The 13,203-nt window shown below is 68.6% G+C and carries 10 protein-coding genes; 2 read left to right on the top strand and 8 right to left on the bottom strand.

The window, feature by feature from the left end; translation table 11 throughout:
• Positions 1–34 precede the first annotated feature (34 nt).
• Both ASC94_RS24600 and ASC94_RS24595 read left to right on the top strand, forming a co-directional pair.
• Positions 35–976 carry a DMT family transporter gene (locus ASC94_RS24600; protein WP_056402512.1) on the top strand — a complete coding sequence of 314 codons (942 nt, stop codon included), beginning with the start codon at positions 35–37 and terminating at the stop codon, positions 974–976.
• The gene (locus ASC94_RS24595) at positions 973–1,461 is read left to right on the top strand and encodes a GNAT family N-acetyltransferase (RefSeq protein ID WP_056402145.1); all 489 of its coding nucleotides are present in this window, start codon (positions 973–975) and stop codon (positions 1,459–1,461) included. Before ASC94_RS24600 ends, ASC94_RS24595 begins: the two co-directional genes overlap by 4 nt.
• On the opposite strand, the gene ASC94_RS24590 is transcribed toward ASC94_RS24595, so the two are convergent.
• The 8 genes from ASC94_RS24590 to hutU form a co-directional block, all read right to left on the bottom strand.
• Positions 1,451–3,031 (bottom strand): glycine betaine ABC transporter substrate-binding protein, encoded by a 1,581-nt coding sequence (locus ASC94_RS24590; RefSeq protein WP_373888138.1) that lies wholly within the window; start codon positions 3,029–3,031, stop codon positions 1,451–1,453. The two genes, ASC94_RS24595 and ASC94_RS24590, sit on opposite strands and share 11 nt — an antisense overlap.
• 121 nt (positions 3,032–3,152) lie before the next feature.
• Positions 3,153–5,825, bottom strand: a complete 2,673-nt coding sequence (locus tag ASC94_RS24585; RefSeq protein ID WP_056402506.1) for a zinc-dependent metalloprotease — start codon at positions 5,823–5,825, stop codon at positions 3,153–3,155.
• A 70-nt stretch (positions 5,826–5,895) separates the two neighbouring features.
• On the bottom strand, positions 5,896–7,098 hold the full coding sequence (gene hutI / locus ASC94_RS24580) for an imidazolonepropionase (RefSeq protein ID WP_082616831.1): 1,203 nt from the start codon (positions 7,096–7,098) through the stop codon (positions 5,896–5,898).
• Positions 7,098–7,694 (bottom strand): HutD family protein, encoded by a 597-nt coding sequence (locus ASC94_RS24575; protein ID WP_056402140.1) that lies wholly within the window; start codon positions 7,692–7,694, stop codon positions 7,098–7,100. Before ASC94_RS24575 ends, hutI begins: the two co-directional genes overlap by 1 nt.
• A complete protein-coding gene (locus ASC94_RS24570) occupies positions 7,694–9,082 on the bottom strand; it encodes a formimidoylglutamate deiminase (RefSeq protein WP_056402136.1) in 1,389 nt (462 codons plus the stop codon). The genes ASC94_RS24575 and ASC94_RS24570 overlap by 1 nt, the downstream gene beginning before the upstream one ends.
• Positions 9,079–9,879 (bottom strand): N-formylglutamate deformylase, encoded by an 801-nt coding sequence (gene hutG / locus ASC94_RS24565; RefSeq protein WP_056402133.1) that lies wholly within the window; start codon positions 9,877–9,879, stop codon positions 9,079–9,081. Before hutG ends, ASC94_RS24570 begins: the two co-directional genes overlap by 4 nt.
• Before the next feature lie 31 nt (positions 9,880–9,910).
• Positions 9,911–11,467 (bottom strand): histidine ammonia-lyase, encoded by a 1,557-nt coding sequence (gene hutH, locus ASC94_RS24560; protein WP_056402130.1) that lies wholly within the window; start codon positions 11,465–11,467, stop codon positions 9,911–9,913.
• Between the two features lie 18 nt (positions 11,468–11,485).
• On the bottom strand, positions 11,486–13,189 hold the full coding sequence (gene hutU, locus ASC94_RS24555) for a urocanate hydratase (RefSeq protein ID WP_056402127.1): 1,704 nt from the start codon (positions 13,187–13,189) through the stop codon (positions 11,486–11,488).
• Positions 13,190–13,203: the final 14 nt, after the last annotated feature.

Genomic DNA, 13,203 nt, shown 5'->3' with positions numbered 1-13,203 from the left:
AAGTCCGTATACTGCCCGGATGTCCCCGCCTACCCTGTCCTCGCCCATCCTGTTCGCCATCGCCTGCCTGATCTGGGGCTCCACCTTCTGGGCGATCACCTTGCAGCTAGGCGATGTCGCCCCGGCCGTGTCCATCGTGTACCGTTTCGGCCTGGCCTCGGCCACCCTGTTCACCTGGTGCCTGCTGCGCGGCGACCGCCTGCGCATGCCGTGGAAGGTGCAGCGCTGGATGATGCTGCAGGGCGTGGCCACGTTCGCCATCAGCTACGTCTGCACCTACACGTCGGAACAGTACCTGGTGTCCGCGCTGGTGGCGGTGCTGTTCGTGCTGATGGTGTTCTGGACCCCGATCTGCAACCGCTTCATGTTCGGCACGCCGCTCACCTGGCGCATGTGGAGCGCGGCGGCGGTGTCGATCTGCGGCGTGATCCTGCTGTTCTACGAGCCCATCCACCACGCGTGGAAGGACATCCTGTCCGGCGGCAGCGGCCACTTCCTGTTTGGCCTGGGGCTCGCGCTGTGTGCCACCGTGGCCAGCACCATCGGCAACGTGGTGGTGGTGAAGGTGCGCGAGGAATCGTCCAATGTGTTCCTGACGATGGCCTGGGCCATGTTCTGGGGCACGCTCGCGGTGGCCTGCTGGGCCCTGCTCAACGGCCAGGAGTTCCGTCTGCCGTCACGCCCGAGCTACTGGGCCGGCCTGATCTACCTGTCCCTGTTCGGTTCCGTGATCGCCTTCGGCGCCTATTTCACCCTGATCCACCGCATCGGTTCGCAGAAGGCCGTGTACATCGGCGTGGTGACGCCGGTGATCTCGGTACTGCTGTCGATCCAGCTGGAACACTACCGGCCAGGTGCCATGGAGTGGCTGGGCATGGTATTGTGCCTGTCCAGCGTGGCCTGGGCGCTGAAGGCGCCGTCGCCCGCGAAGAACACCAACCCCATCCCGTTAGAAAGCAAACTCGAAGCGCCATGAATTCAAATAGCCTGTCCATCCGTCCCGCCCTTCCCGAAGACGTCAACGCCATTTTCGGCATGATTTTCGAACTGGCGGTGTTTGAAAAACTGGAGCACATGGTGGTGGCCAACGAGGCCAGACTGCACGAAAGCCTGTTCGGCGACCATCCGGCGGCCGAGGCCATCGTGGGCGTGGAAAACGGCGAGGTGGTGACGTTTGCGCTGTTCTTCCATAACTTCTCCACCTTCCTGTGCCAGAAGGGCTTGTACCTGGAAGACCTGTACGTGAAGCAGAACTGCCGTGGCAAGGGCTATGGCAAGCAGATGCTGGTGGCGCTGGCGCAGCTGGCGGTGGAGCGCAAGTGCGGCCGTTTCGAGTGGTCGGTGCTGGACTGGAACGAGAACGCGATCAATTTCTACAAGGGCATGGGCGCCACCGTGATGCCGGACTGGCGCATCTGCCGCGTGACGGGCGACGCCCTGTCGCAGCTGGCTACCGACTGACCCTTTCCCCCCGAGCCGCCAGGCGCTCCAGCAGCTCGAACAGGCCTTGCGTGAGCAGGGCCAGCGCGGCGGCAGGCAAAGCGCCTGCCAGCAGCATGTCGTTGTCGTTCAGGGCCAGGCCTATGGTGATGCGTTCGCCGTAGCCGCCGGCGCCGATGAAGGCCGCTATCGTGGCCGTACCCACGCTCATGACCGCAGCGGTCTTCACACCGGCCAGGATCACCGGCATGGCCAGCGGCAGCTCCACGTGCACCAGCGTGTGCCATCCCCTCAGTCCCAGCGCTTGCGCGGCCAGTTTCAGGCCGGGCTGCACCTGGCCGATGCCGGTGCAGGTGTTGCGCACGATGGGCAGCAGCGCGTACACGAACAGGGCCACCAGGGCGGGGCCGGTGCCGATGCTGCCCAGCAGCGGGATCATCATCGCCAGCAGGGCCAGCGAAGGGATGGTTTGCAGCACCCCGGTGAGAGCCAGCACGGTCTGCCGCAGGCGCGGGACGTAGGCGGCCAGCACGCCCAGCGGCACGCCCACCGCGCAGGCCAGCGCCACCGCCAGCAGCACCAGCGTGACGTGCTGGCGCGTGAGCGTCCACAGGCTGGCGTCGAAGATCTTGGCCAGCAGGCCGGGGCGCGCGGCTGCCGGCGTGGCGGCGGGCCCCGCAGCGGCGGCGGACGGCGTAGCCGGGGAGGCCGGTGGCGCAGCGGCGTTGATGGGCGGCGTAGCCGGAGGAGCTGATGGCCCGGCGCCGGCGGCGTGGGCGGCAAGCCAGGCGGCGGCGACCGATGCGAAGCTCTTGCCGTCCACTTCGGCGGCGGCGTTCATGGCGATCATGTCGGCGGCGGCGATGCGGCCTTCGAGGCGCTGGATGGCGCGCCAGGCGGCCGGGAAGCGCCGGGGGGCGTCCAGGCGGTAGAGCAGCACGGCGTCGTAGCGCGGGAAGTAGCCTTTGTCGTCCTCCAGCACGCGCAGGCCGTACTGGCTGATCTTGGCGTCGGTGGAGTAGATGTCGATCACGTCCACCTGCTTCTGCGCCAGCGCCTCGTAGGCGATGCCGTGGTCCAGGCCGACCGGCTTTTGCGGCAGGCCGTAGCGCTGCGCAAGGCCGGGCCAGCCGTCGGCGCGGCCGATGAATTCGTGCGACAGGCCGAACTTGTAGCCGCCCTGCCCTGCCAACCCGCTCAGCGTACGCGCGGCGCCGCTGCCGCCGTCGCCGCGCGTGGCCAGCGCATAGGTGTTGTTGAAGCCCAGCGGCACCGCCACGCCGAGGCCCAGCGGCGCCAGGTCGCGCCGCAGCTGCTCCAGCGGCGCGGACGCGCCGCGCTTGAGGATTTCCAGGGCGATGGTGCCGGTGTATTCGGGATAGACGTCGATCTTGCCGGCCTGCAGGGCGGCCAGCACGATGGCCGTATTGCCCAGCCCTTGCTTGTGCTCCGTCCTGGCGTGCGGCGCGGCGGTCTGCGCCAGCAGCTCGCCCAGGATGTAGGATTCGGTGAAACGCTTGGAGCCGATGCGCAGCACGCCGTCGCCGGCCGCAGAGGCCGAGGCCGATGCCGATGCCAAGACTGCAAGCAGGATGGCGCAAAGACCGGCGCCGGCCGCGCGCGCCACCGCGCTAAGGACAGCGCGCCAGGCCGGCGCGCTGTCCCAGGGTGGACGGCCTGCGCCGTGTCCGCCGCCGCTCAGGCGCCGCAAATCAGGCGCCCGTGCGCAGCATCGGCGCCTTCAGCGCCTGGCTCAGCGTTTCATAACTTTCCGCCAGGTGGGCCCGCGCCTCGTTGCTGATGGCGCCCGACATGGCACCGCGGATGTCGCGCTGCAGGACCAGCGCCTGCTGCCGCTGCAGGCTGCGCGCATCGGCACGCGCACCGGGCGCGGAGCGCAGCAGCGAGGTGGCCACGCGCTTCAGGTGCTCGCGCTGCAGGTTGCGCCGCATGCTGTTGATGTCCTTGCCGGTTTTCAGCTCGCTCCACACGGCCGACTGCACCGTGGTGTACAGCTCATCCAGCGCCAGCGCTTTTTTGGACTGGTCCACCTTCTCCTGCGAGTCGAGCAGGCGGCCCGCCACCGGGTCGGACATGAGCTGGTCAAGCGCCGCCGCCTGCAGCGCCAGCACGTGGCTGCCGATGGAAACGTCGGGCCGCAGGCGGTTCACCAGCTGGTCGCCGCCTAGGCGGCTCACCATGTCCGGCGTGAACTTGAAGCTGTCGGCGCGGAACAGGTTATTGGTCAGCAGCTTGAGCGCGGCGCGCTGGCGCTCCACCGGCACCGGCGTGAACGTGGCGCGGCCGGTGCCGGCGTGGTCGCGCAGGTGCGTCACGCCGCCGACGTACTTCACCACCACCGGCATTACCCGCGCGAACTGCGAGAAGCCGTATTCGAAACTGCGGCGCAGCGACTCGTAGCTCTCGCCCGGCTTCAGGCGGCGCGTCTGCACGCGGTCCCACAGCTCGCGCGACATGGTCAGGCGCTTCTGGAAATAGGCCAGCGGATCGTCGCCCAGGTCGAAGATGTTTACGCCGGGATCGGACACACCGCCGTATGCTTCCTGGTCGGTGCCGAAGGCCAGCAGCGGCTCATTGGAGCGGCTGGCGATGCGCGCCAGCTCGTCCTTTTCCTGCTCCGGCGCGATGGGCTTGTAGGCGTATTCGATGGCCCAATAGTCGTAGGGGCCGAGCGCGGAGGCCACGTATTCGCCCTGCTGCTCGCCTTTCACCGCCAGGTTGAACGGCGTGTAGTCCATGACCGAGCCGCTCATGCCGTTCTTGGTGGTGAACGCCGGGTCCTGCAGCTGTTTCAGGCTGTAGATGGTGGACGAGCGGAAGTTGTGGCGCAGGCCCAGCGTGTGCCCCACCTCGTGCATGATGACCGCGCGCACATAGGCTTGCGCCACCGCCTCGGCCTGCGGGCTGTCCATCTCCACGTCGCCGCGCACTTCCAGCAGGTCCAGCGCGAAGCCCATCTCCTGGGCCGATTCCATGCCGTAGTCGCAGCGGTTTTCCGCATGCCCGGCGTGCCCCGGATAGTAGGCCTGGGCCATGGCTTCCGGACTGAAGCGCGTGTCCTCGCTGGCCATGCGGCGCGCACCGCGCGCGAACACGTCGGACATGCCGATGTCCGCGTCGAGGATCTCGCCGCTGCGCGGGTCCACCTGGCGCGGGCCGATGGCAAAGCCGGCGTCCACGCCCACGTACCAGCGCACCGAGGCGTGGCGCGCGTCCATGGTGTCGAAGTTGTCCCTGGCTTCCTGCTGCCTGACCACGATGGCGTCCTTGAAGCCGATGCGCTCGAAAGCGGCGTTCCACGCCAGCACGCCCTGCTTCACCGACTCGCGGTACTTCTCCGGGATGTTCTTGTCCAGCCAGTACACGATGGGCTGCTTCGGCTCGGAGAGCGCCAGCGCCGGGTCCTTTTTCTCCAGGCGCCAGCGGTTCACCGCGTGGGTGGCCAGGCTGGGCTTGAGGTCGTCGCTGAAATCGAGGCTGGTGGTGACGAAGTGGCCGATGCGGTCGTCCGCCGCGCGCGCCGGCATGGGCTGCTCGGGCAGCGGCATGAAGCTGTAGTAGAAGCCGAGGAACATGCTGCGCGGGTCCGGCAGGGTGAACGGCGGCGGCATGTAGGGCATGGGCGTGGCCACCAGCGGGGCGGCGGCGATGCGCGGCACGAAGAAGTGCGCGTTCACATGCAGGCCGGTCATGCTGTCGTCGCTGCGGATGTTGCTGAAGCTGCTGTTGCGCGGGTCCAGCGCGTAGGGCAGGCGGAAGGCGTAATCCAGCCGCGTGGCGTAGCCGGGGATGTCGGAGAACAGCAGCGCGTTGGCCTCCACCAGGATGCCCTTGCCCTGCGGATTGGGCGCGCTTGCCACCGGCGCGGCGCTGAGCAGGCTGTCGGAGAAGCCCTGCGACACCGCCAACGCCTGGGGTGTACCCAGCTTGGCCCGGAAATCGGTGTTCAGCGCGATCAGCTGCACCAGGTTGCCGATCTTGCGGAAGATGACCACTTCGCTGCGCGTCATCTGGCCGCCGTACACGCCGCGCTCGCCGATGCCGTTGGGCGTGTTCACGGACATGAACATGGGCTTGTCGAACTGCTCAGGTTTCAGCTCCAGCCACACCTTCTCGTCCTTCTGGTACAGCGCGAAGAATCCCGGCAGGCGCTGCGCGCCCTTGATGACTTCATTGAAAGGCTTGGGCGCGGCGGCATTGACGGCAGGTGCCGCTGCGGGCGCGCCCGGCGCGGCCGGCTGGGCCGGCGTGGTGGCCACCAGCGGCACGTCCGGTGTTGGCGCGGGCGGCACCGGCGCGGGGGGAACCTGGGCAAAGGCCTGCGAGCCAAAGGCCAGCAATACAGCGAGACTGATAGGACGCATGGTGATCTGCAATAAAGGGCACGGTTGATCGTATTAATGTACACGATCGCCAGCGCCCCGGGCGGGAAAATCAGCGCCGGCGCAGCACCCCGCCGTAGACCACGCCCCGGCACGGATTAAACCCGATGGCATACGACAGCTCCGCCGGCCGGGCGATATCCCACAGCGCGAAGTCGGCGCGCTTGCCCACTTCCAGCGTGCCGATCTCGCCCTGCCGGCCGAGGGCGCGGGCGGCGTGCACGGTGCAGCCGGCCAGCGCTTCGAGCGGCGTCAGGCGCCACAGGGTGCACACCATATTCATCGCCAGCAGCAGCGACGTCATGGGCGAGGTGCCGGGGTTGTTGTCGGTGGAGACGGCCATCGGCACGCCGGCCTCGCGCAACGCGGCCACCGGCGGCGGCGTGGTGTCGCGCAGGAAGTAGTAGGCGCCCGGGAGCAGCACGGCCACCGTGCCCGCCTGCCGCATGGCGGCGATGCCGTCCGCGCCCAGGCGCTCCAGGTGGTCGGCGGACAAGCCCCGGTAGCGCGCCACCAGTTCGGCGCCGCGCTGGTCCGACAGCTGCTCCGCGTGCAGCTTGACCGGCAGCCCGAGCGCGGCGGCGGCCTGGAACACGCGCTCGGTCTGCGCGTAGCTGAACCCGATGCTTTCGCAGAAGGCGTCCACCGCATCGACCAGGCCCTGCCCGGCCAGCAGCGGCATCATGGCGCACACCTCGGCCACGTAGTCGTCCGCGCGGCCGGCGAATTCCGGCGGTACGGCGTGCGCGCCGAGGAAGGTGGTGGCCACGCTGACCGGCAGCCGCTCGCCCACCAGGCGCGCCACGCGCAGCATCCTGGCTTCGGACTCCAGGGTGAGCCCGTAGCCGGACTTGATCTCCAGCGTGGTGACGCCTTCGGCCAGCAGGCTGGCGATGCGCGGCAGGCTTTGCGCATACAGTTCCTCGTCCGATGCGGCGCGGGTGGCGCGCACGGTCGACATGATGCCGCCGCCGGCCCTGGCGATCTCCTCGTAGGTCGCGCCGTTCAGGCGCGCCTCGAATTCGCCGCTGCGGTTGCCGGCGTGGACGATGTGCGTGTGGCAGTCGACCAGGCCGGGGGTGAGCCAGCAGCCGGCGCCGTCGTGCACGGCGGCGGCCTGGTCCGGGCTGGCCCCGGACGCCTTGCCCAGCCAGGCAATGCGCCCGTCCTTCACGGCGATGGCGCCGTCCCGCAGTTCGCCATACCCGTCCACCATGGTGGCCAGGTGCACATTGGTATACAACACGTCCCACATCATTGTTCGTCTTCTTCCTCGTTGGGGATGATATCGACGATGAACACCGTGGCGCTGGCCGCCTCCAGGGTCCACACGTCCCCGGTGTAGAGCACCAGCGCGTCGTAGCGCACCATGGCCACGCGCTCGCTGGCGCTGATCATGGTCAGGCTTTCGCCTTCGGCCAGGAACACGACGGTGGTGGGGCTGCGCCGCTCCAGCGTGGAAAAGTCGCGCACCGTGCGCCGCTCCAGCTGGTGGGTGCAGCGCGAGCGCCGCGTCATCACGTTGAAATCGGTGGTGGGGCCGTCGCCCACGGTGGCCGATACAGCGATTTCGCCCGGGAAGGCGACCACCGGTTCGCGCTCGCTGAGCGCCACCTGGCGCTCGTTGCCCACGTCCAGCACCACGCACGGCCCGTTCACCAGCGTCAGCGTGCGGTCGATGCCGGGGAACAGCGAAAACGGCCCGCTCTGCGCGATCGTCGCCAGGCTGATGCGCCAGTCGAAATTGTCGAAGGTGGCGCCGGTGGGCGCGATGGCGATCTCGGTGGTGCTGCCGCCGCCGTTCTTCCACGGCGTGGCGTGCAGGCTTGCGTACTGTATCAGCTTGCTCATTACCGGAACTCCCGCAGTTCGGCCAGCGTCTGTTTGAAGCGCGCGGCGATGGCCTGTTGCGCCGCGTGCTTCTGCTCGCGCACCACCCACTGGCCGCCAGCCAATACATGCTTCACCAGATTATCGTTACCGCTGAATACCAGGGTGCCGAGGACTTCGTCCGCCGCCAGCCCGTACAGATTAGGATGGTCGTCATCGAGCACGATGAGGTCCGCCCGCTTGCCCGTCTCCAGCGCGCCCACCGCGCGTCCCGCAGCCTGCGCCCCGCCCTGCAGGGCGCCCTGCCACAAAAAGTCGCCCACGTTGCGCTGCGCGGGCGACACCGCGATGTTGCGGCGCTGGTGCATCAGCCGCTGGCCGTATTCAAGCCAGCGCAGTTCCTCGACCGCGCTTTGCGAGATGTGGCTGTCGCTGCCGATCCCGAAACGCCCCCCGTGCGCCAAAAAGGGCTCCAGCGGGAACAGGCCGTCGCCCAGGTTGGCTTCGGTGGTCGGGCACAGGCCCGCCACGGCGCCGCTCTGCGCGATGGACTGCACTTCGCCGTCCACCAGGTGGGTGGCGTGCACCAGGCACCAGCGGCTGTCCACCTGCACCTCATCATACAGGTATTGCACCGGACGCCGTGCGCTGAAATCGAGCGACTGGCGCACTTCGCCCTGCTGCTCGGCGATATGGATGTGCACCGGGCGATTGTGCGGCAGGCTGGCCAGCACCTCCTTGATCTGCGACACGGACGCGGCACGCAGCGAGTGCGGCGCCACCCCCACTTCCGTTTGCGCGTCGCGCAGCGCTTCGAGTTCACCGATAATCTTCAGCACGTCCTGCGCGTCGGTCCTGAAGCGCTGCTGCTCCGGCTTGAGGGGTTCCGCGCCGAAACCGGCGTAGCTGTACAGGACAGGCAGCATGGTCACGCCGATGCCGGCCAGTTTCGCGCCGGCGATCACGCGCTGCGCCGTTTCGGCGGCGTTGGCGTAGAAGGCGCCATCCGGCGCCCGCTGCACATAGTGGAATTCGCACACCGAGGTGTAGCCGTGGCGCAGGCATTCGCTGAACAGCTGCGCCGCGATGGCTTCCATGTGCGCCGGCGTGATGTTGCGGGCAAAGCGGTACATCAGGTCGCGCCAGGTCCAGAACGAATCGACCACGTTGCCGGCCACGTTGCCGGCCGCGTCGCCGGCCTTCTCGGTCAGCCCGCCCAGGGCGCGCTGGAAGCTGTGCGAATGCAGGTTCACCATGCCGGGGATGGCATATTCGGCCTGCTCCACGCCGGCCGGGTGCAAGGCGCCGGACGTAACGCCGGTCAGGTCGCCGGCCGCGTCCCACTGCAGCAGCACGTCCCTGGCCCAGCCGGCGGGCAGCAGCGCGTTCTTCGCGTACAGCGCGCTCACGCCGGCTCCCCCTTGGCGGCCCAGTCGGCGGCGGCCTGCGTCAGCTGGCGCAGCAGCGGCTGCACCTGCGCGGCCAGGTCGGCACGGTAGCCATAGGGCGCCGTTTCGTCCATATAGGTGGACTGGCACATCTCCAGCTGGATCGCGTGCACGTTCTGCGCCGGCTTGCCGTAATGGCGCGTGATGTGGCCGCCCTTGAAGCGGCCGTTCACGGCCACCGTGTAGCCGCCGTGCGCCCACGCCAGCGAGGCGATGGCGTCCGTCATGCCGGGCGCGCAGGAGGCGCCGTCGGCGGTGCCGAAGTTCAGGTCCGGCAGCTTGCCCTCGAAGAAGCGCGGCACCACGGACGCGATGGAGTGCGCGTCCCACAGCACCACGCGGCCGTGGATGGCCAGCAGGCGGTCCAGCTCGGCGCGCAGCTGCGCGTGGTAGGGCTGCCAATACAGGCGCAGGCGGCGCTGCACCTCGGCCTCGTCCGGCGCGCCGCCGGGCAGGTACAGCGGCTCGCGGCCAAAGGTGTCGAGCGGGCACAGGCCGGTGGTGTCCTGGCCGGGATACAGGTTGGTGTTCTCGGGCGGCCGGTTCAGGTCGATCACGTAGCGCGACCAGCGCGCCGCCAGCGTGGAGGCGCCCATCTCCTTCAGAAAACCGTACAGCTGCGCCAGGTGCCAGTCGGTATCGGTCTTGACCGCGGCGGCCGGCGCGAAGGCGGCCGCGATATCGTCCGGGATGTCGGTGCCCACGTGGGGCATCGACACCAGCAAGGGCAGGCGGCCTGCCGTGAATTGAAAGTCCATCTGATCGTCCCCCGGAACGGCTGGTTGCAAGTTACGGATGCAGCGGCGTGAACAGGTTCTTGCAAGTAGCGCTCAGCTCACCCTTCAGCACCATCTGCTTGGCGGCCTCGATATCCGGCGCGAAGAAGCGGTCGGCGTCGAAGAACGGCACTTGCGCGCGCAGCTGCGCGTGCACGTGCTCCAGCTGCGGCGACGTCTTCAGCGGGCGGTGGAAATCGATGCCCTGCGCCGCCGCCAGCAGCTCGATGCCGAGGATGACAGCCGTATTGTGCGCCATGTCGTCCAGGCGGCGCGCCGCGTAGGTGGCCATGGAGACGTGGTCTTCCTGGTTGGCCGAGGTGGGGATGGTGTCCACGCTGCCCGGATGGGCCAGCGACTTGTTCTCGGACGCCAGCGCGGCAGCCGTGACGTGGGCGATCATGAAGCCGGAGTTCACGCCGGGATCGCGCACCAGGAAGGGCGGCAGGCCGGACAGGGTGGCGTCGATCAGCAGCGCGATGCGGCGCTCGGCGATGCTGCCGATTTCCGCGATGGCCAGCGCCAGCGTGTCGGCCGCGAAGGCCACCGGCTCGGCGTGGAAATTGCCGCCCGAGACCACCACGGCGCTGTCGCCTTCCTGGAACAGCAGCGGATTGTCGGTGACGGCGTTCGCTTCGATCAGCAAGGTGCGGCTGACGTTGCCGATGATGTCCATGCACGCGCCCATCACCTGCGGCTGGCAGCGCAGGCAGTACGGGTCCTGCACGCGCTCGTCGCCCACCAGGTGCGAGGCGCGGATGGCGCTGTTGCTCACCAGTTCGCGGTAGATGGCGGCGGCGGCGATCTGGCCCGGCTGGCCGCGCACTTCGTGCACGCGCGCGTCGAACGGCGAATCGCTGCCCTTGGCCGCGTCCAGCGACAGCGAACCGGTGACCATGCCCGCCTCCAGCAGGCGCTCGGCCATGAACAGGCCGTGCAGCGCCAGCGCGTTGGACACCTGGGTGCCGTTGATCAGCGCCAGGCCTTCCTTCGCGGCAAGCACCACCGGCGCGATGCCGGCGGCCTTGAGCGCGTCCATGGCCTGCACCCGTTCGCCCTTGAAGCGCACCTCGCCCACGCCCATGATGGCCAGGGTCATGTGCGACAGCGGCGCCAGGTCGCCGGAGGCGCCGACCGAGCCCTTGGCCGGGATGGCGGGCACGATGCCGGCGTTGTACAGCGCCAGCAGGGTGTCGATGATGAGCGGACGCACGCCGGAATAGCCGCGCGCTAGGCTGCCGATCTTCATCAGCATGACCAGGCGCACCACCGCGTCCGACAGCAGCTCGCCCGTGCCCACCGAGTGCGACAGGATCAGGTTGCGCTGCAGCTGTTCCAGCTTCTCGTCCGGGATGCGGGTCTTGGCCAGCAGGCCGAAACCGGTGTTGATGCCGTAGGCTGCGTCGCCCTTGGCCACGATGGCGCGCACGGCGGCGGCCGAGGCTTCAATCACCGGGTAGGCTTCGGCGGCCAGCGTCACGGGCGCGTAGTCGTTCCAGGCGGCGCGCAGTTCGCACAGGGTCATCTTGCCCGGGTTCAGGGTCCAGGCTTTGCTTTGGGATTGCGTCATATTCGTTCCTTGCTTGACTTACTTGATCATGGGCAGATTGAGGCCGTTGCGCTTGGCGCAGGCCACTGCGGTTTCATAGCCGGCGTCGGCGTGGCGCATCACGCCCGAGCCGCTGTCGTTCACCAGCACGCGCGCCAGGCGCCTGGCGGCGGCGTCGGTGCCGTCGGCCACGATCACCACGCCGGAATGCTGCGAATAGCCCATGCCCACGCCGCCGCCATGGTGCAGCGAGACCCAGGTGGCGCCGCCGGCGGTGTTGAGCAGCGCGTTCAGCAGCGGCCAGTCGGAGACCGCGTCGGTGCCGTCCTTCATGCTTTCGGTTTCGCGGTTCGGGCTGGCCACCGAGCCGGTGTCCAGGTGGTCGCGGCCGATCACGATGGGCGCTTTCAGCTCGCCGTTGCGCACCATCTCGTTGAACGCCAGGCCGGCGATGTGGCGCTCGCCCAGGCCCAGCCAGCAGATGCGCGCCGGCAGGCCCTGGAAGGCGATGCGCTCGCGCGCCATGTCCAGCCAGCGGTGCACCTGCGCGTGGTGCGGGAACAGCTCCTTGATCTTGGCGTCGGTCTTGTAGATGTCCTCCGGATCGCCCGACAGCGCCACCCAGCGGAACGGGCCGCGCCCTTCGCAGAACTGCGGGCGGATGTAGGCCGGCACGAAGCCGGGGAAGTCGAAAGCGTTTTCCACGCCCTGGTCGAAGGCCACCTGGCGGATGTTGTTGCCGTAGTCGACCACCTTCGCGCCCAGCTGCTGGAACTCCAGCATGGCCTGCACGTGGGCGGCGCAGGAATCGGCGGCGGCGGCCACCAGGCGCGCGTGGCGCTCGGGATCCTGCTGGGCGGCCTTCCAGTCCGCCACGCTCCAGCCGCGCGGCAGGTAGCCATTCACCAGGTCGTGGGCCGAGGTCTGGTCGGTGACCAGGTCCGGCACCAAGCCGCCTTCCCTGGCGCGCTTGACCAGCTCCGGCAGGATCTCGGCGGCATTGCCCAGCAGGCCGATGGAAACGGCCTCCCTGCGTTCAGTATGGTGTTTGACCAGCGCCAGCGCCTCGTCGATGGACGCGGCCTGCTTGTCCAGGTACTTGGTGCGCAGGCGGAAATCGATGCTGCTCTGCTGGCATTCGATGTTCAGGGAGACGGCGCCGGCGAAGGTGGCCGCCAGCGGCTGCGCGCCGCCCATGCCGCCCAGGCCGGCGGTGAGGATCCAGCGGCCGGCCATGTCGCCGCCGAAGTGCTGGCGGCCGGCTTCGGCGAAGGTCTCGTAGGTGCCCTGCACGATGCCCTGGGTGCCGATGTAGATCCAGGAGCCGGCCGTCATCTGGCCGTACATGAACAGGCCGGCGCGGTCCAGTTCATTGAAGTGTTCCCAGTTGGCCCACTTCGGCACCAGGTTGGAGTTCGCCAGCAGCACGCGCGGCGCGTCCTCGTGGGTCTGGAACACGCCGACCGGCTTGCCGGACTGGATCAGCAGGGTCTGGTCGGCTTCCAGCTCCTTCAACGAGGCCAGGATCTGGTCATAGCATGCCCAGTTGCGGGCGGCGCGGCCGATGCCGCCGTACACCACCAGGTGCTGCGGATTCTCGGCCACTTCATTGTCGAGGTTGTTCTGCAGCATGCGATAGGCCGCTTCCGCGCCCCAGGTCTTGCAGACACGCTCGGGGCCGCGCGGGGCGCGGATGTTGCGGGTGGCGTCGAAACGTGGATCGTTGGCGAGGGAAGTGCTCATGTCGTCTCCTTGGT

Origin of the sequence: Massilia sp. Root418 (assembly GCF_001425265.1) — a bacterium.
Taxonomy (GTDB): Bacteria; Pseudomonadota; Gammaproteobacteria; order Burkholderiales; family Burkholderiaceae_D; genus Rugamonas.
The sequence above is the reverse complement of the archived record's forward strand: the minus strand, read 5'-3'. Positions and strand labels throughout refer to the sequence as shown.